Genomic DNA, 25,084 nt, shown 5'->3' with positions numbered 1-25,084 from the left:
CCATGGCTGCCCAACTTCAACTCCATTTGGCGGGCATCGCCCGCAGCGGTAGCTTAAACGTGCTCGGCGCGGCGGTGGCGGCATTGCTGAACTTCGCGTTCATTGTGGTGGTCACCCAGAGCTTTGAGCAGCGCACCGCCGGCGCCCTATTCACCGCGACCTCGATTTTCGTGATCGCCCTGAGCATCTGCTCGCTGGGCACCGATGCCGGTCTGGCCCGCTTCCTCATGCGCTATCAGGCGCTGGACCGGATGGGGCACATGCCCCTGGTGCTGCGCGCCGCGCGCAACCCGGTGCTCTGCTGCGCCCTGCTCTTGGCACTTGCAGGCAGCCTGCTGTCCGGACACATCGCCGCGACTATCGGCCTGCATGGCACCGAAGGCCAGCTGACTATCATCCTGCTGATGCTCCTACTGCCCATGGCAGCCCTTGGCGATCTCAGCCTGGCGGCCGCACGGGCCTTGGGAACTGTGCAGAGCACCGTCTTGAGTGAAAAATTGCTTCGCCCGGTCCTCCAGCCGCTGGGCGCGCTAGCGGTGGCGGCGATGGGCGGCTCGCTGATCTGGCTTACCGCGAGCTGGGCCATTCCCTATGCCGTTGCCGCTGGCTTGTCGGTTGTCCTCTTTCGCCGCGTGTTCCGCCCCTACCGGAGCACCACGGCCCCAGCCCGGCCCGAGGTCCGTGCCGTCGCCCGAGAATTCTGGACGTTTTCCTGGCCAAGGGCCATCTCCCGGATCTCCCAGTCCATCGTCCAGCGTGCCGATATTGTCATTGTCGCCGCGCTGATCGGTCCGGCAGAGGCGGCTGTGTACACTGCCGCCACCCGTTTTGTGGCCTTGGGGCAGTTCGGAGTCCACGCAATACAACAGGTTCTGCAACCGCGCTTCAGCCAATTGCTGGCGATGGATCAGATCAAGACCCTGGAAGCAGTATTCAAGACCGCGACCTCTTGGAATATGGGACTGGCTTGGCCCCTGTACATCACGGCCATTGTCGGCGTGGATCATTACCTCATGCTGTTCGGCCCGGACTACGGCACCTCGTCCGCTCGCATGGTGGTCCTGGTGATGGGCTTGGCCTTGATGCTGGGTACTGCCGCCGGCCCGCTGGACACGATGCTGTTGATGTCCGGGCGGAGCACCACAAGCTTGGTGATCTCGCTGCTCGGCTTGGCCGCCAATATCGGCTTGTGCTTCGTTTTTGTTCCGGCCTTCGGGTTGCAGGGTGCCGCGTTCGCTTGGGGCACAGCCATTGTGCTGCGCAACGTGCTCACGTTTTTCGGGGTCTTCCTAGCACTGCGAATCAATCCTTTCAGCGGGCAGGCCGCACTCATTGCGGTGCTCGCGATTCTCAGTTTCGGCGGCCCCGTGCTCCCTGTGGCGCTCTCTGGCACGCATGCCATCCTGCCCTTCGCGATTGCCCTGGGTGCCGGTGTGCTGATGTACCTCGCGGCGTTGTGGGTTTTCCGGCGGCGGCTTCGGCTGACAACATTCCGGCACATTCTGCCCAAGCGGAAGTCCGGCCAAGCGAAAGGATGACCCAGTGGTACGCACCATGCTGTTTGAAAGCTGGCGGGGCCGGTATGCCGACAGCCCGCGAGCCATCTCCGAAGGCGTGAGCAAGCTGCACCCGGAGATCAGACTGGATTGGGTGGCAGCGGAAGGAGCCCGTCTGCCAGAGAATTGCACGCCCGTAAAACGGCACTCCCCGGACTATTTCCGCAAGCTGCTGACCACCGATTTCCTTGTCGCCAACGACATCGTCTCCAAGCACCTGCTCAAGGGACCACGGGTAACCTATATTCAATGCTGGCATGGCACACCGCTGAAGAAGGTCGGATTCGATGAATCGCATCCGAGCTCCAAACGTTTCTCGGCCCACATGAGGCGGGTCATTCGCGATGTGCGCAAATGGGACTATCTGGTGTCCCCCAGCCCCACGTGCACCGAACTGCTCAGATCCGCGTTCCGCTATGACGGCCCTGTCCTGGAGACCGGATATCCACGAAATGACGTCCTCAATTCGCCGCAGGCTCCGCGGATTCGCCAGCGCGTGCGGGCCCGTTTGGGGGTTTCCCCGGATCAACTCGTGGTGCTTTACGCGCCGACATGGCGGGATGACAGCAAGGACGAGCACGGTCGCTTTCGGGACCCGAGCGCCATGGACTACAAACTGATGTCGCGACTGCTGCCAGCCGGGACCGTGGTGCTCAACCGGCTTCACACGGTGGTGCAAAGCAAGGCCAGCACGTGGCAGGATGACCGGCTCAGCGTCGTTGACGTCAGCAGGTACTCCGAGGTTGCCGACCTTTACCTTGCGGCAGATGTCTTGGTATCGGACTATTCTTCGGCGATCTATGACTTCGCCGTCACCGGCAAACCCATCATTCTCTACCCCTATGACCTGGTGAAGTACAGCGAACAAACTCGCGGGCTGTACTTCGACTATCACCAGTGGGCCCCCGGGCCCATCACCCAAACTCTGGAAGAACTCATCGCCGAGCTACTGCGGCTCGATGACTACGCCAATCGCTTTGCCCCGGGCTACGAGATGTTCAGGCAGCGATTCTGCCCCTTGGAAGACGGGCAGGCCACCAGCCGTTTGCTTGCCGCTGTCCTGCAGTGATTCCCCTGTCCTTCGCTAGCGCCGCCACGAAGGGGTCTTGCCCATCAGCTCCGCGAGCTCGCTGTCCGGTGCGGCAAAATAGTCACGCAGCCGAGCACGAAGCTGTTCATCCATTGCGGCCCGAGGTTGCGCGTTTTCCGCCGGGACACTGTCTGGAATAGAGTCCGGCAGCCCCAGCCACTTGAGCAAGGCCCTGAATTCCTCGATGGGGTGCTGGAAGAAATCATCGGCGTCCATCAGGTAGAGCCGGTCGCTGCCCACGGCTTCGTGGATCCGACGAATTTGCTGGGCGTACAGGCCGCGGCGCAGATACGCGTGGTGCCGGTGGCTGTGGCTCTGGTATTGCGGATCGTCGATGAGCCGCTGATTTTCTCCCGCCAGCCGGCGGTCCTCCAGGTCGAGGGCCGTTTCGAAATCCTCCGTCTCGAATCCGCGGACCAGTTCGTGGCGGTGGGCAGAATAGGCACGTTCCACCGGGTCGCGCAGCATCATCACGAGTTTGACGCCGGGCAGGTCCTTGGAAATCCGCTCGGCGGCTCGCGGATGGAAGCAGTAGTAGCCGCTGCTCTCAAAGACTTGGCGGACGGAGGAACCTGGCAGGATGCCGGCGGTCAAACGCAGGGGAAAGTGTCCGCGGTACCAGCGCATGCCCCTGGCATAGTTCACGTCGAAATACCCGATCCCTTTGGAGGCGGTGGGACGGGCGACCGCTGGGTGGGCCGAGAGCAATCGATACAGCGAGGTCGTGCCGCTGCGTTGCGCGCCGATGATGATGAAATCGGGCAAGGTCCGCGCCGGAGCGCTCAGCATCCCTATGCCCTGCATCCCGGCACGCAGAGCACCGATCACCGGTGCCGGAAGCACCTTTTTGGCCTGCTTGGTCAGCGCGCGTATTCTGTTCCCAATCATTTGCTAATCCCCCAAAATGGTTTCCAGCACAGCTACCAGTACTGCGGTTTTCTGCTGCACCGCTTGCACCTGTTGCTCCCGCTCCCCGAGCAGGTATCTGCCGGCCAGGTCCGCGAGATAGCAGGCGGCGAGCGCTTGTTCCCCGCGTTTCGCCTCCCCCAGCACAGCCCGCAGAGTTCGTTCGCTGACTCCTGAACGTCCGAATGCCTCATGCACCGCGAAATGCAGGCGGTCAAGGCCTGCCGGTACATTCGCAGCGAACCTTTCCCAGTCCCACACCTGCAATCGGCCGCGGTAGTCGGCCATATTCCAGGCGGTCCAATCCCCGTGGGTGGCGCTGAACTCCAGTTGCTCCGACCCGTATCGACCTTCCAGCTGCTCCAGGGCAGTACGCCATCGCTGCCACAACGGCGACGGGGATTCGTGCTGCCTGGCAGCCGATAGCCAGCTCGCGAGCCACAGGCTACTGCCCAGCGGCTTGCGGCCGGCGAAAAATACCCGGTGCAGTTCTCCCTCCGCCCGTGCCCTGAGGCGCGCCAGGCGCCTGGGCGGAGCCAGTGCGGTGGTTGGCAAGGTGCCCATGACCAGCAATTCAAGGCCTCCCCACGAACCGGAATGCAAAACGCTGGGAAACTCCAGATGCTCCAGACGCTGCTCGCCCAACTCCCGCAGCGTCTGCGCCTCTTGGCGCACGAGCCGTGCGGTGAATTCATTGCTGCCGACCTTCGCGAATCCAAGGCTTTCGCCGGAAGTCGAGAACAGCTGCAGAATCGGCTTCCGGTTGGCGCGGACCTTCCCGATGGTCATGCTGAACGTCACCGGTTGACCGAGACTTTCGGACAGGTAGGCGATGAGCCCCTGGTTGATCCCCCGCGCGAGACGGAGCTGATGGCGGGCGATCGGGGTCCGCGGCCCCCAAAGCCGCACCGCCTGGGCGGCGAACAGCCGTTGCATCCGCGTGGCGATCCCCAGATCTGCGCTGTAACGCTGCAGCGAAGCGCTTGCGGCCCTCCGCTGCCCCGCCGGAACCAGGATGCGCGGGTTATCGAGGCTCGGGATAATGACCAGGCTGTCCATGGCTGAGCCCACCCCAACCGGTTCCAGCGTAATCCTCCCGGCCAATCCTAATTCGCCGAGGGCATGGCAAAGGGCAGCCACCGGCCCACCTTCCATCGGAACATGACTGTTCACCTGCAAGCTAGGCACGGAGCTGCCCCCCATAGCGCTCGGACTATTTAATTTTGGTTGAGTCCTTCAGGACTTCACCAAATTGCTTAGTCTTAAGACTATCGGTAATTTCCCAGGTTGTGCTCGAATTCAGGTGGGTATTAAAGTAGCTCATCGCAATGCCTCCACGGTTGACGATCTGGTCATAGGTGCGTTGCATCCATTCCGGATCCGAGGCGGCCGCTTCGTTGTTGATTCCGGTTTCGCCGATTCCCCATTCAACATCGTGTTTTGCGGAAAATGCCTCGAATTCCTGGAAATAGGTGTCCATCGGGCTCGTGCCGCGCACTTTGCCGTCCTTGACCGTCTCGTCGTAGTTGTACACGTCGAATCCAACGATGTCGACAAGTCCATCTCCGGGCCACGTATTTTCCAGCGAGTACTGCTCCTCGCCAGAGACCTGATGCCAACCGGTCAGGATGGTGGCGAACGCGATGTTGTCGGAGCTCTTCACGATCGGTGAAAGGTGTTTCTGCATGGCCACCCAGTCCTTGATTGGACCGTCCCCCTCTGGTTCGTGGTGGAAGGTCAACCACACCGGTCCCTGCAAGGCATCGAGCTTGGCCACCAGGTCCTCGGCCCAGGCGTCCCCCTTGCCCGCAGCCATGTCATTCCACGAATGGGGCAGCTTGAAACTGATCCAAGGAATACGCTTGCTCGCGATGTCGGTCTTTGCGTTGTCCACGGCCCAGTCCACCTGGGTAGGGCCGTAGAAGGTACGGCGGATGCCCAATTTTCCACCGACTTCTTGCTCGAAGGACGATGGATCGCCGTTGCTTCCCACGGTGGCTCCGAAGTAGGCGCCCTCGGAAGGGATACCAATCTTGCTGTAGGTGCCGCCCTCGGTGAGGTAGCCGCCGATCTGATCATTCGGGTCCGCATCGACCGCGTCCGTTCCCGGCGTCAGTTTCACATCGTCGATGAGCAGCCCGGTGCCAACAGCCAGGTCATAGGCTACGACGTTCAAGTCGAAATCCGCGCCGGCTCTGGTGTTGGTGAACGTGAAGTTGACCTTGGTCCAGTTCGTGTCCTTCAGGTGGAAGTATTCACGGTGCGTATCGACACCATCGTTGCCGACAGCGCGGACGCGCAGGTGCCCACCCATGCCTGGTTCTTCCGCTTTGACCCAGGCCGTTGCGGTGAAGGTCTGTCCGGCGGCAACGTTGGTCAAGGTGGACTTCTGATCGTTCAATACGGAACCGGCGGGACCGGTGGTCGCCGACAGCCGTGCCGCGCCTCCATTTCGGCCATTCGCAACGTGGCTAATGCTCTGCTGCTTCGAGTTGGTCTTCCACCCCGACACCCCCGAGGCGAAGGTCCCATTGACCACGTACTGTGTGTCTGCGGAGGCCTTGGGCACCTCGACCCAGGGGTAAAGGCCGGTGAATACGAGGCCGGCCGCCAAAGTGCCGGTAAGGACTCGGGCTGCCGAGCGGCGGCTACGCGAAAGGGGAAGAATCATGGAATTCAAGGATGACAAAAATTACTCCGAATACAATTGGGCCCGCAATAGTGAGCGGTTCAAGCGAACATGGTTGCTGACTTTACCCATGTAAATATTCGATTACAACGTTTAGATAACGATTACTGCATGCATTGCGATTATCTAAAAGCGCCGTATATTCTTTGCCATTTTTCTAATACTCAAGATTTGCACAACGCCTTACGTCAGTATAAATCTTTTGATCATCACCCGGGCGCGTTGCAGAAAATGATTCCCCGTACCCGCTCAGTGAGACTCTCGTCACCCTAGGTGCCGAGAATTCAAGCCCTCGGCTTCCGGCCTTCCCGGTTCCTTCGCAGGAGAGCGCAAAGGAGGAGCCAGCGACGGCTGGGGGCGCATACCACATTGTGGCAGCTCTACGTCACTGGCTCCGTCTTAACAGGCAGGAGGTGATTGAACGGCTGGGGACCGTTTTCTGCAACCCCAATGTCCTTGCCGTATCTCAAAGACTTGCCAACAAGCCCTCGGCACGAATCTCGAGGTTCTGCTCTCCTACCTAGCTCCAAGATACGAACCACGCAATAGACTTGCACGCGTAGTCCATACCCGAAATTTGTCCACCAGCTAGGTGGTTCCCGGGTGGTCTGGTAGCCCCAAGGCCCCGAATCGACCCACAGCGGAAGCAGCGGCACCATGCTCGCTGACCAAGGCGGCGCCTGCCGAACCGCGCTTGGGCGAATCGCCAGGGCCGAACCCCGCTCCTTGCGCCTCAGTAGGCGCCTGCCGGACGCAGCATCACCTTGAGCGTGCGCCACATAATCATCAGGTCCCCGGTGAGCGACCAGTTCTCCACATAGTAGAGATCCAGACGTACGCTTTCTTCCCAATCCAAATCTGATCGCCCATTGATCTGCCACAGTCCGGTCAGTCCGGGGTTGATGAATAGGCGCCGTTCGGTGTACCCCTCGTAGCATTCAACCTCGCAGGGCAACGGAGGCCGAGGGCCCACGAGCGACATATCGCCACGCAGGACATTGTAGATTTGCGGAAGTTCATCCAGAGAGTACTTGCGTAGCCAGGCACCAACCTTCGTAACCCGTGGATCCGCCTTGAGCTTGAAGAGCGGGCCACTTCCCTCATTTTGTTCCCGTAATTTGCCCAGTTGCTCCTCGGCATCGACGACCATCGAACGGAACTTGTAAATTCGGAAAGACTTGCCACGCCGCCCCACCCGTTGCTGGCTGAAGAGAACCGGCCCTTCGCTTGAAAACTTTATAGCGAGGGCAATGGAAAGGAATACCGGGGCCAAACCAAGTAGTGCGATTCCCGAAAGGACAACATCCAAAATCCGTTTGACTACATGGTGGCCACCGGTGAAGCTTGGCATTTCAACATGCATCAAAGGCAAGCCCTCAACAGGCCGCATGCTGATGCGCGGTCCTGCCACATTGGTGAGCGAGGAAACCACGATCACATTCGTCTTCGTTTCCTCCAGCCGCCAGCTCAAGTCCTTGAGTGCGTTGCCACCACCACGCAGGGGCCCGGCGACGATGACGGAGTCTGCCTCAACATTGTGGACTGCCGCTTCCAGGTTTTCCAGACCCGAAAATGTTGGTACGACATCAATGCCTAGAACATTATCTTGCGGACCGTCAATCAGCAGGCCAGCAATCTTGTAGGCCGGCCCGGCCTTTCTGCGTAGCTGACGCACCACGTACTCGATATCGTGCTCTTGGCCGACGACTACTACCTGAGAGAGTGCATATCCGAATGCGGCTTGCTTCCACAGCCAGCGCCGCCAGACCCATCGCTCCAGCACAAGCAATCCCATTCCCGCTGGGAAGCCAATCAGAATCAATTCCCTGACGCCGTCTATGTCGAAAAGCACCGCTGCGAAGGCCATCAAACCTGCGACTAAGGCCGTGGAATCTACGACGCGTTTGTACTCGCTCGCGCCCACGCCGATTTGCTGAGTGGCACGTGTCCTGCCGAGAATGAGAAACAGAGCCCAAATGAGCATCGCGGCAACGATGAAAAACTGGGCCGCATTCAATTGGAAGGGCGCGCTGGCCATTCCCAGTGCACCGATGGAAAGCAGAATCAGGAAGTCCGAAACTGCCAATTTCCGAATGTAGCCCTGCCGCCATTTGGCGGCGGAGAATCTGATGGGTACTTCAATCCCCGTTCGTGAACCACCCCATGCCTGCGCCGTTGCAGACTTATTCTTCAAGTTGCGGATAATCTCTCGACTACCCAATGACCCAAATGCTTGCGACACGCCGTCCCCCTAGTAGGCGGTGCCGATATCGTGACACAGGACATGACAAATAATGGTCCTGCTAATCCCAATTCACGAGTATCGTTGGCTCCCCATTGCCTTAAATCCCCATTGTTTACATGAGGTTCTTTCCGTGTTCACGGACAAGCCTCATGATCGCTAATTCTATGGAGCGGGACTTTGTTCCCTCACGCGTAATGAGGCACCCTAGTTGCCCAGAACTGGCTGCGAAAACACGCGCATGTACTCTATGTGCCAGATCGAGCTAGGTAGTGGATACCCAGAAGGGACGAATGCTGCAGTCCGGCGGCCGTATTCCCTGGCTGGATCGGACCATATTCGGCTTTCCCTGTGGCCGCTGCGCCTTTCCAAGCCGGCGTTGAGCAACACCAGCTGTTCACTAGTCACCGACGAAAAGCTCAGAACGCTCGTAAACACCCAGCTTGGCAAATATCCGGTAAAGATGTCCTTCCACGGTGCGCTGCGACACGGTAAGTACACGGGCGATTTCCCGGTTGGTCAACCCACGGCGAACCAGTTCCACGATCTCATTTTCGCGTGTGGTCAAACCCGTGAGTTTCAGCGCTGCAGATATGACTCCCCACGGCTCTTGCTCTATTTCGCCAAGCCATGACTGTATTTTCCGGATCGCCGTTCCTCGCCGGCGAGCATCCTGCCGTGATGACCAGTACTGCACTACTTGCGACATTATCTCCAAGGCGAGTACTTGGTCGCCCGCCGCATGCAATTCTTCGCCAAAATCCAGCATGGCTTCGGGGTCCGCTTGCCCGCAAAGTTGCACAATGCGCACCATTCGCTGCGCGGTTAGATACGCGGGCGGGACCTGGATCTCGCTGATCGCGTCGGCGCAGAACTGCCGAAGCTCGTTGTCCGCGCTGCGCAGCGCGGCATAGTAGAGTCCGTTGACGCGCGGGATTACGTGCGTTTCCGGAATCCTCTCCAGCAGTTGCGTAATTTGCCCATCGGCATGGATTCCTGTGCACAAGGCCGCCATCAAAGGACGAAGCAGGGCATCACCGAATCTGTCTCCGGCACCGTTCGTGTCGGCTCGCTGGAATCCCGGGCGATCGAGTAATTCCTGTCCGGAGAAACCATGGCCCTGCACATTGTCCACAGAGGGCGCTTCCCCACCGGACAGTACATACTGCAGGACTGCGCTCATTGGCAACATTGATTGCGGATCTCTGAGCTGCAGTTCCACCTGTGCGTGGCGCAGGTGGACGCGAGACTGAGCGACGTTGCCTATTCTGGATTCCAGCATCGAACGCAGCAGCTCTAGGGTTCCGTTCGCGAAGGATACTTCGAAGGAATTTACCAGCTCGAAGTCATCGAGCTGCTTCCGTGCGCGACCGAATTCGGCACGCTCAATCATCGCTCTGATCTTGAGGACTAAAAGCGTCAATCGGTAGTTGATCCTTGGCAGGAGTAGCTGGGCTTCCGTATTGGTCGCGATTGATTCAAGATCCATCAGCCGGTCAAAATTCCCGCTCCGGTAGTTTTCCGTGGCTAGCTGGATCTGAAAAATGGCTTCCCGGTCCAGAGGCAATGGGGCCATCTCCTGCGGCCCGACCGGACCTCGTAGAGTCCCGGCATCGGCGTTCGCCAGTGGCTCGCCTTCGCCTCTGTCCTCTTCGCCACGGATCCAGCACAGCACCGCTTGTGCAATATCCGCGAGCTGGGTAGCGTCGTCGCCCGCCCCGCGTGCGGAGGCCTGCGCGATGACTTCGGCGGCATGAAACCTCCGCTGTCCAAACAGCAACTGAATCTTCGCTTGTTGACTTCTGCGCGAAGGAAATCCGTCGGCCTGCTCGAGCAGGTATGCCGCTTCTTCAAAGGCGTTGTCCTCAAGCGAATGGCGGATGGCCTCTTGCAGACGGGACGAATCAACGCTTTCGCCCTGAGCAATAGCCCACAGCGTGTAGCGTGGGTCCGTCGCCACGCCGGATTGCAGCAGCTCACCATATCGTTCAAATAATTCTCTGTTCTTGCCCGGAGGGAAGCTACCGCGAATCGCTTCGGCGTAGAAACTGCTCCGGAGGCCAACTTTGCCGTTGCGCGTTTCGATGAGGGTTAAGTGATGCTGCTGAGTCACTTGGAGCAGACCGAGGTGGCGTAATGCGGTCACGGGAATTGTTCCGGCCATTGCCAGCAGTTCCAGCACGTCGCGAAGCTCTGCATCAAACCGCTGGGCCATCAGCCGGACTTCTTCGGCCGCGCGTGCGTCGCAGTTCAGCGAGGGGCGTGTGAGCACAACTACCCGGCCATCGCTTAACAAGGCACCCTGCCTTTTGGCCATGAGTACGTATTCCTCAACCAACGCATGCAGCCCAGCGGTTTCGAAATGGATCATTTGCGCCGACCCATGGCCCAATGAAGTGCCAAGAATGTCGACACCGATGCGTTCGATTTCCTGCACGGTCATTGGCTCCAGCATGATTCGATGCAGCTGGGCCACGGAGATCAGCACCTCAGCGGCGACCGTGTTCTGTTGCACCTCGTTGCTCAGGACTAAGAGCTTGACCAATCCAGACCGGACTAGTTGGGACAGCACAAAGGCGCTGGCCGAGTCGATATATTGCCCTTCTTCAACAATGATCAACACCCGGGTTGCGAAATCATCCGAGTCGAGCATGCCATGGACCGCGTTTAATGACTCACGGATCGCCCCAACGTCGTTGATTTCCTCCGTGATTCCAGCGAGCAATGGCGCTAAGGCGCCGTATGCGGTACCCCGCAAGGCGGCGCTGCAAATGAGGCGAACAGTATGGAAGGGGAACTCGGCGAGTTCGAGCAGGGTTCGAACCAATGCCGATTTTCCGCTGCCAGTTTCTCCCACCAGCAAAACTCCGGTGCAACCCTCCTCTGACAGGGCATGAACCAGCTGTTCGTATTCCTTGGGTTGCCAATAGCCAGAAGTCTGTGCGAAGTCAGGATATTTAGTCATTTCTCACCGGCACGAGCATGCAACTTGAGGTCGGCACGCTTGCTGATTCCAAGCTTCGAATACACCTGGTAGAGGTGCCCCTCGATGGTTCGTACAGAAACACTAGCCTGTTTGGCGATCTGCAGGTTCGATAGCCCCCTGGCCGCCGCCGACGCGACAAATTTCTCTCGCTCGGTTAGGACGGTGAGCGAGGCTAGACTTGCGAAGGTATCTGAACCTGCAGAACTGGGCTGGATCTTGGCGAGGAAGCTGCCGGCGCTGCGAGCGAGCTGCCGCTTTTGTCCGGCATTCAGCATCCCATAAACACCGGCCTCGGGGCCGTCGGCCAGGGAAACAAAACCTAGTTCAATAAGCCGCCCGAGTTGTGCGGTGATGCTCATGGTGTCTGCGTTGTCAACGCCTAATGCCAACATGCGCAGGTTATTCGCCAAAGGGTGTTCGAATCCGTGTTGCAAGTCCGCAAGACGTGAAGTCAGATGAAAGTCACCCCGGCAGATCTGCTGAGCCAACAACAGCGAGGCCAGCAGCTTTTCCCCTTGCGTTTCCGCCCACTTGGACAGTTCACTGGCCATCCGCGAATGGACGCGGTTCGAAAGCAACTGGCCAACGCACAAGTCGATGCCTATGCGTGCGCAACCGCTGGTTGACGCATCCATCGCCGGGACCGGAGCATCTCCGCTTTCGCTATCCACCAGCGCGGCGCCGTTGATCATTGCATCAACGAGACGCAGGTCGGCAATGGTTCCAGAATGCAGCACCTGGAGTCTGAGCGGTTGCCCAATTTCTCGTGCTTTTGTCTCATTCCCGGCCATGGCCAGCAGCAAGGCATGAGCCGTCTCGGCGAAGGTCAGCAGACGGTGATCAGCAACGGCGCCGTCCAGCACCATCTGGATAAGATTTCGGCACTGCCCCCATTCCCTCAGCGCCAGGCAAGTAGAAATTAATGCCCGCACTGTCCGTCCCATGCACAAACGGATCGTGTACTGCACGGCTTGATGGCTTTGGGCCTCGTGAACGACATCGGCGAGAATCGCACCGACCAATGCTCGGGCAGTATCTTCGTCGTTGACTCGAACCGAGTACAGTGCAATGAGCGCCAAGGCTAGATGCTGCTGGCAGTGATCGAGGTCTTCCCACAGATGCTTCCGGCCATTGGGGCGCAGCTCGTATATCACTTTTTCGGCCTCATGCATTCGGCTCTCTTCGAGCAGCCGCTCCAGCGTGACTAGATGCTCGTTCCTTTGCGCCGTTGTGTGCTCGGTTGCCAGCTGCAGTTCTGGCCGTGCCGAGAACACTTCGATCGTTTCGGTGATTTGACCGGTGCAACTAGGCGCTGCGATCTGCGAATCCTGTTCGTTCTGGAACTTGGTCGCACGCTCCGGAAGCAAGCGCTCTCGCTGAGCCACCGCCGCTTGGCACGGATCCTCCTCTGGCAGCTCCGTCGCCTCAAAAGCAGGTTGTCCCTGCCAGCTAGCTATCGTGTGCGCAATAGCTGGACATGGAATCGACCATTTCTTCCCCTGCCGTTCCAGCAGCTCGCGAGAAACGAGGAAGTCCACCGCTTGGCTCGAAGCACCGGTCGATGCGGCAAGTTCCCCACGGATGGCAACGGAATCCAGAATCGCTCTCTGGCCCGAGGACAATTGTTGAATTCTCGACTGCACGTAGTGCTCGGTGTGCAGCCCGATTGGCAACTCACTCTGCTTTAAGGCTGCGAACCTGTCGGTCGCTTGGATAGCTTGGGCATTCCGGCAATCACTGACCACAGCCCGGAGGACCTCGGAGCTGCCCGCACAATAGCGCCATAGATGGAACGAAGTTAAGTAGGAGACGCTCAGACCCAACATCAGCGATATTTCGGTTCGGGCTTCCTTTAAGGTCAAGCTGTCGAGGTGAATCATCTCGATGGTTCCCATGCGCACTAGAACCGCAAGGTCCTGAGGCATCTCATCGATTGCTTCTTCCAGGAGAATCAATCTAACAAGGCCGTTGCTCACGAGCTGGGACAAGACGGCGGTGGTCAAAGGATCAATCAGTCCAAGATGTTCGACGATCACCACAGCTTTGGGCGCACAGAGTTCAAAGTGACTCTTCAAATGGCCGAATACAGCCAACGGGGAGTTCAGTTGCGCATCGGGCAAACCTGTTAGCAGGAATTGAATCGCGCCGTAGGATTTTTCGCTTCCGTAACGACTGCCCGAAACCCAAATTGGCTCGATTCCGGCGTCGGCATGTTCGAATGCCGCGCGGACCAATTCGCGTTTTCCGGTGCCCTGCGCACCGCGCAAGACGAAGCCGCCCGGCGTCCGCTCCTGCACCATGCGCCGAAGACGATCCTGCATGTCAGCTCGAAAAAGATGTAGATGGGATTCTGACCGCCAGCAATCCTGACGCAAGCCATCCCAATGGTCAAGCCACATAGTGGATACAACAAATCCACCCATTTACCCTATCCCCCCAAAGATCTGGATAAACATCAGGTCTCCCCCAAAGAGACCATATAGATTATGGAAGTCATGCTACCCGTCTTCGAGCATTTAAACGAGAGGAATGCGCTGCCGTAGGGTTCGCAAGACCTAGTGCATGCACATCCACCAACCGTGAATGCGAAAAGAATCCGTCCGTTCGAAACAACTTCGCAACTCGAGCACGAGAAAAGAACTTGGTTGACGCGAGTCGCCCGCGTTCCTACGCGGAACGGGATTCAGCATGCGCCCAAGTCATGCCTTTGGCGCGGGGCCGGTCGCCCGGGGTGCGTACTCAAGTCAATCTCAGGACACGAGCGATACGGCGTAGTGCAGTTTCCAACGCAGTTGGAAGCCTCAATAAAATCCAGGTCGCTGCTCTGCGGATCATCGTTGAGCCGGTCGTGCCGTCATATTGGCGGATGTACGGTTTCATCTCCTCGATGAATTGGGGCACTCCGCCTTCCTTCAAAGCGCGGACGTAGGCTGGTCCCGAAGCCAAGGCAATCTTTTCCCGATTAAGCATGCGCTGGGCGAAGACTGTTTCCATTTCGACGTCACTAGCTGGCGCTACACGTTTGCCGGGAACCCACTGCCCGTTTCGAATACGATTGGCGAGCCGCACCGCTAGCCCAGGTCGCCGATGGCGTACCGCGCCGGCCTGCGACGCTGCCACAGTGTCAGCGTCCCATTCGATGACATCCAGAGAGCCATTCAATTCACCCTCGGAGAGGATCTCCGCCGCAAGATTCGACCTCGCAACGGCTACATTCGCGCCACGCCAATCCGACATGAATGGAGGCAGCCACGCATCTCCGAGACTAATATCGGCTGTCTCCCCGGTGATGTCGTCGCAATAGTCGCAAGCTCCCAATTTGAAAATGCCGATTCCCCAATTGGCCATGGGTATTTGCTCAGCGCCACGAATAACTTCCGTCCCGTCGATGCGTGCGACCTTGGCGCTATAGCGGTTCGGAGGACGGCCAGGTTCTTTGTGGCGATAGTCGATGTCGTTTACTTCCGGAGGGTCCATGTCGACCGAGCGGGCCAGGTAGTCCGAGTACAGGCTCGACTTCAGGTGCCCGCAGAATAAGGAAGCGGCAAATACAACTCGTTGTCGAATGAGCTCATCTCGGTCCGCCAGCAAACGCACACTCTTGATGAAGCATGGAACACCGACAATTGCATACCTGCCAGGGACTTCCCTGACCTCTGTGAGCACCTCCGCGAGGGTCTGCACATGGTACCGGGACTTCCGTCCGCCAAGGAGGTCCAGCACAGTCCGTGAGATCGTATAACGGGACAGCGGATTAGGCAGCGCCTCGAAGGTGGAGGCCACATGAATGACCGCGTCAACGTCGCCTCGCTGCAGTAGTCTGCTCAACACCCAAGTTGTCATGCCACCTGATGTTCCGAGGCTTCGGAAATCATCATCGGCTACGTGGCCGGCTACAATTTTCCGGTGGTAGCCAGTCACGGCATGGTGTGATGCGTCAGCGCCGCCAAACTGTTCTTCACCGATGGAATCTTCGTTTCGGGCGTCCGCGGAAAAAGGGCAGACTGCACTGGCGTTCGTCAGGACTTGGTCTCCCAGTTCCGACAGCGGAACACCGCTGCGGGCCACAGGCAGGTAGGTACCCAACTCGGTTTTTCGCATCGCAAGCGCCCCCGGCTCTGCAACGGCGCAAGCACCGCACCCCACGCATAAACCAGTAGACACAACAGTAGCGAGATCTTTAGCCATGGCTCCCCCAGCCGCTGAGCAATAGAATTGCTTGTCAGTCTAGAGGAGCCGAAGCATCTTCACCAGCAAACGGGAGGTATGAAATCCAGACGAACGCCTGTACCGCCCCGTTCAGCGGAAACCAATTCAAAAACCTGTTGCATCGAATTTAGCTGCGCTGCCAAGCCCCTTGCTGGTCCGCGCAGCGAGGCGTATAGGCGCCGTGGCTTTCCTTGACCTGCCCGGCATAGCGGTGGGCAGTGAATGGGACTGATATGCTCTGGATCACAACCTGGCTAGCCACCAATATAATTACGGTTAGCCACGTCAATATTCGCAGGGGGCGCGAAATGGCAACCATTGGGCTTATGTCGATGCATAGGATTTTGAACTATGGATCCTCTTTGCAGGCATATTCGCTACGCAGGCTCTTGGCCGAGCTCGTACCAACCGCTGATCTCACTTTTCTCGACTACCGGCCAGGAACACCGTTAGTCAATGAATCTCAGTCCAACGCGATGCCTTCGCATTTGGGCCGAATCGTTCGCAAGGTCAAGGAATACGGTTCTGATGACGCGTCGTGGCCGGACAAGCTGCGCTTCTTCGAACACAAGAGAACGTACGCGAAAAAGTACTTTCCGCGGATTGAATTGCCTGCTTCCCGCAATTACGACACGGATGTGGATTTGCAAGTCATCGGCAGTGATGAAGTATTCAATTGCGTGCAATCAAACGCCAATGTTGGGTTCTCCAGAGACTTATTCGGTATCAATTCTCAAAGCCAAAGTCTCATTTCCTTTGCCGCTTCCTTTGGCAATACGACCTTGGAGAAAATCCGCACGCACCATGTGGAAGAAGAACTTGCCGCTGCTTTCGCCCGATTTGACCGCATTTCCGTACGAGATGAAAATTCGGCCCATATCGTTGAAAGCTTGACCGGTGCCAGGCCGCCGATCCATCTGGACCCGACGCTAGTCTTCGACCTCTTGCCACTGTCCCTGAGCCCGAACGGCAGGAAAGTTGCTGAACCCTACCTATTGGTCTACGCCTACCCTGGCCGACTCGACGATATCGAGAACGCACACATCAGGGCCTATGCAAAGAAGAAAGGCCTCAAAGTCATGTGCTTTGGCGGAGCCCAACCGTGTGGCGACACCTTCGTTGACTGTAGCCCTTTCGAATTGCTTGGCTATTTCAGCCGGGCCTCCGCGGTGGTCACGGACACCTTCCATGGCACCATTTTCTCCGTGCTCACCGAACGTCCATTCGCAACGATCACGCGCGCCAACCAGCATCATGGATACGGAAATATGGAAAAGATTGGCTACCTGCTGGACGTGCTGGGTCTGCGAGAACGCGAATTGGCACAGATCCAACAGCTGGAATCCATTCTGGCGCAGAGCATCGACTATTCAAGCGTTCACCAAGTCATCAAGGCCGAACGCCAGAAAGCGCGCGAATACCTGGCCGACGCCGTGGCACCGCTACAAGAACCGAAACCTATTCGACGACCGCAATAGGCCGATGGATCTGTCGGGCCGCACCGCGCAGGAATAGCAAAACGCTCGTGGATCCCGTCGGCAGGCAGCCAACGGGGTCCACGAGCGTCATGACGTCGTGCACCGTGCAGTAGGTCTTGGCGAGCTACGGAACCATCCACGTAGTCATCCGAAGAGGAATCCGAGATCCAGGAGAACAGCGAGCGCAGTTCGCGGCCGGTGGTCTCGATTGGGTGCTCTTCGCCCTTCTTGCGCAGGTTATTGAACTATACGTCATTTATAGAAAGTCCGTCCACGGAACGGGTTCGTGCCGGAAGGCGCACATACCAAATCGAATTAAGCGAAGCGAAATCCGTTCTATCCAACAGCTCTGGGCAACTTTCATATTCTGCGATTATTATGTCGTCTTTGGAAATTCACTCAACTTATTCTTCAGTGACTTACCCTTCGCTGAGATTTCGATGAGAAGGCGAACAACGAGATAGGTCAAGTAAATGCTAAATAAATAAACAATTACGAAAAGAGCCTGCAGTGGGTCATACAACCGAACAGACAACCCGTTACTATCCAGACTCTCTAACGTCTTAAAGATAACTTCTGAAAAAATTACTGGAAGTAGAGCTATCGTCGTCATCAAAGACACCACTGCTAGTGGCATCACCTGAGCTCTCAAGAGACCTAGGACATGTGCATACTGAGATCCTACGCCACCTCTTGTCCCACGGTTTGGCTCGTTGATGGCACTTCTAATACTCGGCCACCAGACCGAATACAAGGCAGTAAGGATCGTAACGATTAGTGCAAATATTGCAATAATACTATCCAGCATCTACTGCCAAGTGCTTCATTAGTTCCTGGTAGGATTCCCGATTCACTTCGCATACATTGACAGAATGCCGTTGGCGAACGATGGGCTGTAGGTTTCCGTTTAGTCTTCCTAAAATTTCATTCAGTGAGGTCACGATGTTTTCGGATTCTGGAGTAAAAGTCAGATCACAATTAGCATCTTCGGAAGCCACAGGGACACAATGGTTCAATGCGTCCAATAAAGTGGCATCGATTGCTGTTTTAAGTTCATATTGGAATTTTGACATCACTGCTCGGAGTAGGCTGCGAGCCTGAGACGATGTAACTTGGAAAGTTTCACAAATCTGCTTCTCAGAGGGCAATCTATCATCATAAACATAACGTATTAGTAGATACAGGCGGTATTCGCGCACGTCAGACCCACGTGTGTATACTTTCTGCCCCAAAACCATTCTCGAATATTCTTCAAGGGCTGCTCGCGCGTACTTCTCTAAATGTGAATGCAGTTGCTCCTGGACGCATCCGATCGTGTCAGAAAGTTGCGATTTCTCCGGACCAGATAGACCAGATAGTAAGTCCTTAACCGCAGTTTTTGAAACTGTAACTTCTTCGGTCGGAACGACCATATCAGCAGACACAAACCCTCCAAAAGTGGCTAAAACTACTTCGATCTATTCACAATATACTATTTTATGTATCTTTGGATAAATTTTACAGAAAATTGTAAAAATATTGACTTAGAAGTCAATGAACCCAAAGACCTTCCATCCAATGCAATACCAAAAGGAACCCATCCTAATTGCATACTTTAGCCATTTTATGCCCAAAATATCATTGAATAGAGAAAGAATAAAACTGCAACCCCGGAAATCTGAATTAATCTCCTCCTGTTTCATGCACCCGATCACTAAATGGACAAGTCGACAGCAAAAAGCCGCTGGCCCGCACGATTTTTCAATCGCTAGGGCCAGCGGCGTTTAGTTACTGGATTAACTCAAAGCCTGCAATTAGCGAGCTACGGAACCATCCACGTAGTCATCCGAAGAGGAATCGGAGATCCAGGAGAACAGCGAGCGCAGTTCGCGGCCGGTGGTCTCGATTGGGTGCTCTTCGCCCTTCTTGCGCAGTGCCTTGAATTCCGGGGCACCGGCCTTCTGGTCTTCCATGAAGCGGGTGGCGAAGGCGCCGGACTGGATATCGGCCAGCACAGCCTTCATGTTTTCCTTCACCTCTGGGGTGATCACGCGTGGGCCGGAGACGTAGTCGCCGTACTCTGCGGTGTCGGAGATCGACCAGCGCTGCTTGGCGATGCCGCCTTCCCACATCAGGTCGACGATCAGCTTCAGCTCGTGGAGCACCTCGAAGTAGGCGATCTCTGGCTTGTAGCCGGCTTCGGTGAGAACTTCGAAGCCGTACTGCACCAGCTGCGAGGTGCCGCCGCACAGCACAGCCTGCTCACCGAACAAGTCGGTTTCGGTCTCTTCGGTGAAGGTGGTCTCGATGACTCCGGCACGGGTGCCGCCGATGCCTGCTGCGTAGGACAGTGCCAGTTCCTTGGCGCCGCCGGTGAAGTTCTGCTCCACTGCGATCAGGTCCGGAATGCCGCGGCCTGCTTCGAATTCGCGGCGTACGGTGTGGCCCGGTGCCTTCGGAGCTACCAGGGCCACGTCAACGTTGGCTGGTGGCTGGATGAAGCCGAAGCGGATGTTGAAGCCGTGGCCGAAGAACAGGGCGTTGCCCTCTTCGAGGTGCTCGGCGATCGACTCGGCGTAGACCTGGGCCTGGACCTGGTCCGGGGTCAGGATCATGATGACGTCTGCCCACTTGGCGGCCTCGGCCACGGTGGCGACCTTCAGGCCTTCGGCCTCGACCTTGGCGCGGGACTTGGAGCCCTCGGCCAGGCCGACGGTGACGTCCACGCCGGAGTCGCGCAGGCTCAGTGCGTGTGCGTGGCCCTGGGAGCCGTAGCCAATGACGGCTACCTTGCGACCCTGGATGATTGAGAGGTCGGCGTCGTCTTCGTAATACATATCAGCCACTGTGATTGCTCCTTAGGTTTTCTTCGAATAAGAAGTTTGTTGTTGAAAGTTGTGGAAATTTGCGTGGTGCCGTTCAGGCGGAGAGGGTTTTCAGTGCCCTGTCCGACATCGACTTCGCGCCGCGTCCTACCGCTAGGGTACCGGCCTGGACGATCTCGCGGATGCCGAAGGGTTCGAGCACCGCCAGCAGCGCATCGATCTTCCCGGCATTGCCGGTGGCCTCGATGACCAGCGAGTCCTGAGCCACGTCGATGACGGAGGCGCGGAAGAGCTCGGCGGCCTGGGTAACCTGCAGGCGGGTTGCCGCATCTGCGCGTACCTTGACCATGATGTGGTCGCGCTGCACCGAGGTTTCCGGCAGCAGCTCGACGATCTTGATGACGTTGATCAGCTTGTTCAGCTGCTTGGTGACCTGCTCCAGGGAATCCCCCTCGGCGTCCACCACCACGGTCATGCGGCTGATTCCCTCGATTTCGGTGGGACCCACCGCAAGCGAGTGGATGTTGAACGCACGGCGGGCGAAAAGGCTGGCCACTCGGGTGAGTACGCCGGGAACGTCTTCGACGAGTACCGACAACGTATGCTTTGCCATGTTCTAGTCTTCCTCTTCCCACTCTGGGGTCATGCCCTTGGCAAACTGGATCTGGTCATTGCTCACTCCGGAGGGCACCATCGGCCACACCATGGAGTCCGCGGAGACCACGAAGTCGATCACCACTGGGCGGTCATTGATTGCAAGTGCCTGCTGGATGGTGGCATCGATGTCCTCGTCGCGTTCGCAACGCAGGCCCACGCAGCCATAGGCATCGGCAAGCTTCACGAAGTCCGGGACCCGTGCGGTGCCGTGGCCGGTGTTCAAATCGGTGTTGGAGTAGCGCGATTCGTAGAACAGCGTCTGCCACTGGCGGACCATGCCCAGCGAGGAGTTGTTGATGATGGCGACCTTGATGGGGATCTGGTTGATCACGCAGGTGGCCAACTCCTGGTTGGTCATCTGGAAGCAGCCGTCCCCGTCGATGGCCCACACCACGCGGTCCGGCTGGGCGACCTTGGCGCCCATGGCCGCCGGTACCGAGTAGCCCATGGTGCCCAAGCCGGCGGAGTTCAGCCAGGAGCGCGGGCGCTCGTACTTCACGAACTGCGCCGCCCACATCTGGTGCTGGCCGACGCCCGCCACGTAGACGCCTTCGGGACCGGTCAGCGCACCGATGCGCTCGATCACGTTCTGCGGCGCGGAAAGCCCGTCATGGGTTTCGGTGTAGCCAATCGGGTAGGTTTCGCGCAGCCGGTTGAGCAGGCCCCACCAGCTGGTCAGATCCTGCGGCGGGTCCGCTTCGAAGCGCGTGGTGCACGCCTCCTGCAGCTGCGGGATGATCTCATCCAGCGAGCCGACAATCGGCACGTCCGCGGTGCGGTTCTTCGAGATTTCGGCCGGGTCGATATCCGCGTGGATCACCTTCGCGTTGGGTGCGAAGGAGGAGAGCACGCCGGTGACGCGGTCATCGAAGCGCGCGCCCAGGGTGATCAGCAGGTCGGCCTGCTGCAATGCGGTGACGGCCGAGACCGCGCCGTGCATGCCTGGCATGCCCACGTGCTGGGTGTGCGAATCCGGGAAGGCGCCGCGCGCGGTGAGCGTGGTGACCACCGGGGCGTTGATGAACTCGGCGAAGGCCTTCAGTTCCTCATGCGCGTTGGCCTTGATCACGCCGCCGCCGACGTAGAGCACCGGGCGGCTGGCGCCGGCGATCAGTTTCGCCGCTTCGCGCAGCTGCTTGTTGTGTCCCTTGGTGACCACGCGGTAACCGGGCAGGTCCACCTTCGGCGGCCAGGAGAAGGTCATATCTCCCTGCTGGGCATCCTTGGTGATATCCACCAGCACCGGACCGGGGCGGCCGGTCTGCGCGAGGTAGAAGGCGCTTGCCATAACCCGCGGGATTTCTTCCGGGTCGGTCACCAGGAAGGCATGCTTGGTAATCGGCATGGTGATGCCGACAATGTCGGCTTCCTGGAATGCGTCCGAGCCGATGAAGGCGCTGTGCACCTGGCCGGTGATTGCCACCATCGGCACCGAGTCCATATTGGCATCGGCTAACGCGGTGACGAGGTTGGTTGCGCCCGGACCGGAGGTGGCGATGCACACGCCGACTTCTCCGGAAACCATGGCGTAACCCTGTGCGGCATGGCCAGCACCCTGTTCGTGGCGGACCAGGATGTGATTAATCTTGGTCGAATCCATCAGTGGATCATAGGTGGGAAGGATGGCCCCGCCTGGTAATCCGAAGACGTCCTTGACGCCCAGTTCTTCCAGTGAGCGGACGATGGCTTGTGACCCCGTCATCTTTGTGGCAGCGACGATAGTATTCGGACCCTGTACCGGGTTCGAAGCTTCCACGACGGAAGAGACAGCGGTGGCGGCATCCTTTGATCGATTAATTGATTTCGCAACCGAGGCCGGATTGGCTGGTGTTACGTTGCTCATCGGGATCCTTTCCTGATCTATCTCTTCGTTTGCGCATAAAAAACGCCCCGCGGCCGTCACTATTGACGAAAGGGGGCTGGCGCGTTTCCGACGTTCTGTCCTGGTGGACAACGTTTCAGGCTTCGCGCCTGATAACTAGTAGAACCTCGGAGGTTGTTTGCATATCTCTAGTTTTCTCCACCGGGAGGTAAAGAGCAACTAGAAACCCCTTGTATCTCATTATACGAGATGGTTGTCCATTGGTTGGACGCTTTTGCGTCCAACCAATGGATCACACTGGCTTTTTGCTAGCCACAGTAGGCGCCGGTTGACGCCGAGTTGACCAGCTTCGCGTACTTGGCCAGCACACCGGTGGTGAACTTGGCAGGCAGCGGCTCCCAGCCGACCTTGCGGGCTTCCAGCTCGGCAGGCTCAACCAGCAGGTCGAAGCTGCGCGCCTGAATGTCCACGCGGATCTTGTCCCCGTCCTGGACGAAGGCGATGGGCCCGCCGTCCACGGCTTCGGGGGCCACGTGCCCGATGCACAGCCCGGTGGTGCCCCCGGAGAAGCGGCCATCGGTGAGCAGCAATACGTCCTTGCCCAGGCCTGCCCCCTTGATGGCGCCGGTGATGGCCAGCATCTCGCGCATTCCCGGACCGCCCTTGGGGCCTTCGTAGCGGATGACCACTACGTCGCCGGCCTGGATCTTGCCCGCGTCGAGCGCCTCGATGGCGCTCTGCTCGCGTTCAAAGACGCGCGCGGTGCCCTCGAAGACGTCGGCGTCGAAGCCGGCGGACTTCACGACCGCGCCTTCCGGGGCCAGCGAACCGTGCAGCACGGTCACCCCGCCGGTCTTGTGGATCGGGTTGTCCATGGCCCGCAGGATCTTGCCATCTGGATCCGGTGGGGCAATGTGCTCGAGGTTCTCCGCCATGGTCTTGCCGGTGACGGTCAGGCAGTCACCGTGCAGCAAGCCGGCATCCAGCAGCGCCTTCATGACCACCGGCACCCCGCCGATGCGGTCCAGGTCGTTCATCACGTAGCGGCCGAAGGGCTTCAGGTCCGCCAGGTGCGGCACCTTGTCGCCGATGCGGTTGAAGTCGCTCAGGGTCAGTTCGACCTCGGCTTCGCGGGCAATGGCCAGCAGGTGGAGCACCGCGTTGGTGGAGCCACCGAAGGCCATGGTGACGGCGATGGCGTTCTCGAAGGCCTTCTTGGTCAGGATGTCGCGGGCGCGGATGCCCTTGCGCAGCAGTTCCACCACCGCCTCGCCGGACTTGTGCGCGAACATGTCGCGGCGGCGGTCGGCTGAGGGCGGGGCCGCCGAGCCCGGCAGGGACATGCCCAGCGCCTCGCCGATGGAGGCCATGGTGTTCGCGGTGTACATGCCGCCGCAGGCGCCTTCGCCCGGGCAGATGGCCCGTTCGATGCGGCCCAGGTCTTCTTCGCTCATCTTGCCGGCGGCGCAGGCGCCCACGGCTTCGAAGGCGTCAATCAGGGTGACGTCCTTTTCGGTGCCGTCCTCCAGCTTGACCCAGCCGGGCATGATCGAGCCGGCGTAGAGGAACACCGAGGAGAGGTTCAGCCGGGCGGCGGCCATCAGCATGCCGGGCAGCGACTTGTCGCAGCCGGCCAGGAGCACCGAGCCATCCAGGCGCTCGGCCATCATGACGGTCTCGACCGAGTCGGCAATCACTTCGCGGGAAACCAGCGAGAAGTGCATGCCTTCGTGGCCCATGGAAATGCCGTCCGAAACGGAGATGGTGCCGAACTGCATCGGGAAGCCGCCACCGGAGTGCACGCCCTCCTTGGCGCCTTGCGCCAGCCGGTTCAGCGAGAGGTTGCACGGGGTGATTTCATTCCACGAGCTTGCGATGCCGATTTGCGGTTTGACGAAGTCGTCGTCTCCCATGCCGACCGCGCGAAGCATGCCGCGTGCGGGGGCCGCATGGATACCATCGGTGACCACACGGGAACGTGGTTTGATGTCTGGGGTAGTCTCCTGGCTCATAAATCAAATTCTAGAAGTCAATATGACCAATTGGACAACCCATGACGCGACAATGACATATTTCGCTAAACGAGGAGACTGATCAAATTGTCCAGCATTATCGGTAGAGTGTGAGTTATGGACCCACGCCCAGACGAAAATCCTACCGACCACGTCAAGCGCCTCCTGCACGAGGCCTTTGATACGCAGATCCCTAACTTCGCCAGCTATAACCTGGTAGCAGGGACCGGCATTGCTGGCTCTGGCGGGCTCAAGGTCATTGGATATCGACGTCAGCCAGCGGAACTGGTCCTCGCCCCGGTCTCCTCGGCGGACCTGCGCGCTTCCGAAGCGGCAATCACGATCAACAACACCAACGTGAACCAGCTGGCGCTGCTCAGCGACGGCGGCTATGAGGTAGCCACCTCCACCGGACGCGTCTTCCGCTTCAGCATCCCCAGCCGCCCCAGCATCGACATCCATATTGACGACGCGGTGACGCTCGGCGCCCTGATCGACCAGGAAATCGATGCCCGCGACTTCGCGGACTTCATGGACCACTTCATGAACACCATCGAGGGAACCGAGAGCTTCGTCTAACCACCGGCATTTTCACGACAGTTCACAGCGAAGCGCAGCGGCCCGCCGGCCGCT

The 25,084-nt window shown here is 58.5% G+C and carries 16 protein-coding genes and 2 pseudogenes; 4 read left to right on the top strand and 14 right to left on the bottom strand.

Annotated features, from left to right (window positions below):
* The first annotated feature begins 2 nt into the window (after nt 1–2).
* A complete protein-coding gene (locus CQ019_RS16815; protein ID WP_105570204.1) occupies nt 3–1,538 on the top strand; it encodes a lipopolysaccharide biosynthesis protein in 1,536 nt (511 codons plus the stop codon).
* Nucleotides 1,539–1,542: 4 nt separating this feature from the next.
* Nucleotides 1,543–2,625: a CDP-glycerol glycerophosphotransferase family protein gene (locus tag CQ019_RS16810; RefSeq protein ID WP_105570203.1), complete on the top strand. Its 1,083-nt coding sequence runs from the start codon at nt 1,543–1,545 to the stop codon at nt 2,623–2,625.
* Nucleotides 2,626–2,640: 15 nt separating this feature from the next.
* Here the strand turns inward: CQ019_RS16810 and CQ019_RS16805 are convergent, their stop codons facing one another.
* From CQ019_RS16805 to CQ019_RS16775, 8 genes and pseudogenes are all read right to left on the bottom strand, one after another.
* Nucleotides 2,641–3,534, bottom strand: coding sequence for a sulfotransferase (locus CQ019_RS16805; protein ID WP_105570202.1), 894 nt, complete (start codon nt 3,532–3,534; stop codon nt 2,641–2,643).
* 3 nt (nt 3,535–3,537) lie between these two features.
* On the bottom strand, nt 3,538–4,692 hold the full coding sequence (locus CQ019_RS16800; RefSeq protein WP_105570201.1) for a hypothetical protein: 1,155 nt from the start codon (nt 4,690–4,692) through the stop codon (nt 3,538–3,540).
* Between the two features lie 73 nt (nt 4,693–4,765).
* Nucleotides 4,766–6,223, bottom strand: coding sequence for a carbohydrate binding domain-containing protein (locus CQ019_RS16795; protein ID WP_105570200.1), 1,458 nt, complete (start codon nt 6,221–6,223; stop codon nt 4,766–4,768).
* 751 nt (nt 6,224–6,974) lie between these two features.
* Nucleotides 6,975–8,327 carry a sugar transferase gene (locus tag CQ019_RS16790; RefSeq protein ID WP_258137332.1) on the bottom strand — a complete coding sequence of 451 codons (1,353 nt, stop codon included), beginning with the start codon at nt 8,325–8,327 and terminating at the stop codon, nt 6,975–6,977.
* Between the two features lie 556 nt (nt 8,328–8,883).
* Nucleotides 8,884–10,959, bottom strand: a complete 2,076-nt coding sequence (locus CQ019_RS16785; protein ID WP_181148578.1) for a helix-turn-helix transcriptional regulator — start codon at nt 10,957–10,959, stop codon at nt 8,884–8,886.
* Nucleotides 10,960–11,046: 87 nt separating this feature from the next.
* Nucleotides 11,047–11,448 (bottom strand): annotated as a pseudogene (locus CQ019_RS18960) (ATP-binding protein); the annotation flags it as partial.
* The gene (locus CQ019_RS16780; RefSeq protein WP_181148576.1) at nt 11,445–13,769 is read right to left on the bottom strand and encodes a LuxR C-terminal-related transcriptional regulator; all 2,325 of its coding nucleotides are present in this window, start codon (nt 13,767–13,769) and stop codon (nt 11,445–11,447) included. The pseudogene CQ019_RS18960 and the gene CQ019_RS16780, both read right to left, overlap by 4 nt.
* A 439-nt stretch (nt 13,770–14,208) precedes the next feature.
* A complete protein-coding gene (locus tag CQ019_RS16775) occupies nt 14,209–15,657 on the bottom strand; it encodes a Coenzyme F420 hydrogenase/dehydrogenase, beta subunit C-terminal domain (RefSeq protein ID WP_105570196.1) in 1,449 nt (482 codons plus the stop codon).
* 254 nt (nt 15,658–15,911) lie between these two features.
* Here CQ019_RS16775 and CQ019_RS16770 point away from each other — a divergent pair, with 254 nt between their 5' ends.
* Nucleotides 15,912–17,156, top strand: coding sequence for a polysaccharide pyruvyl transferase family protein (locus tag CQ019_RS16770; protein ID WP_105570195.1), 1,245 nt, complete (start codon nt 15,912–15,914; stop codon nt 17,154–17,156).
* Nucleotides 17,157–17,275: 119 nt separating this feature from the next.
* Here CQ019_RS16770 and CQ019_RS16765 read toward each other — a convergent pair.
* The 6 genes and pseudogenes from CQ019_RS16765 to ilvD form a co-directional block, all read right to left on the bottom strand.
* Nucleotides 17,276–17,401: pseudogene (locus tag CQ019_RS16765) on the bottom strand (ketol-acid reductoisomerase); the annotation flags it as partial.
* 552 nt (nt 17,402–17,953) lie between these two features.
* Complete coding sequence (locus CQ019_RS18350; RefSeq protein WP_146113389.1) at nt 17,954–18,580, bottom strand: hypothetical protein; 627 nt, start codon at nt 18,578–18,580, stop codon at nt 17,954–17,956.
* Between the two features lie 369 nt (nt 18,581–18,949).
* Entirely contained in the window at nt 18,950–19,972 is a 1,023-nt protein-coding gene (ilvC, locus tag CQ019_RS16755) for a ketol-acid reductoisomerase (protein ID WP_096288637.1), read from the bottom strand.
* An 82-nt stretch (nt 19,973–20,054) separates the two neighbouring features.
* On the bottom strand, nt 20,055–20,573 hold the full coding sequence (gene ilvN, locus CQ019_RS16750; protein ID WP_096288635.1) for an acetolactate synthase small subunit: 519 nt from the start codon (nt 20,571–20,573) through the stop codon (nt 20,055–20,057).
* A gap of 3 nt (nt 20,574–20,576) precedes the next feature.
* Nucleotides 20,577–22,460 (bottom strand): acetolactate synthase large subunit, encoded by a 1,884-nt coding sequence (locus CQ019_RS16745; protein ID WP_096288633.1) that lies wholly within the window; start codon nt 22,458–22,460, stop codon nt 20,577–20,579.
* Nucleotides 22,461–22,747: 287 nt separating this feature from the next.
* The gene (ilvD, locus tag CQ019_RS16740; protein WP_096288631.1) at nt 22,748–24,451 is read right to left on the bottom strand and encodes a dihydroxy-acid dehydratase; all 1,704 of its coding nucleotides are present in this window, start codon (nt 24,449–24,451) and stop codon (nt 22,748–22,750) included.
* 117 nt (nt 24,452–24,568) lie between these two features.
* Here ilvD and CQ019_RS16735 point away from each other — a divergent pair, with 117 nt between their 5' ends.
* Complete coding sequence (locus CQ019_RS16735) at nt 24,569–25,030, top strand: hypothetical protein (RefSeq protein ID WP_105570193.1); 462 nt, start codon at nt 24,569–24,571, stop codon at nt 25,028–25,030.
* Nucleotides 25,031–25,084: the final 54 nt, after the last annotated feature.

It is taken from the genome of Arthrobacter sp. MYb229, from assembly GCF_002975405.1.
In the GTDB taxonomy this organism is placed as follows: Bacteria; Actinomycetota; Actinomycetes; order Actinomycetales; family Micrococcaceae; genus Glutamicibacter.
This window is presented reverse-complemented; position numbering and strand designations above follow the sequence as displayed.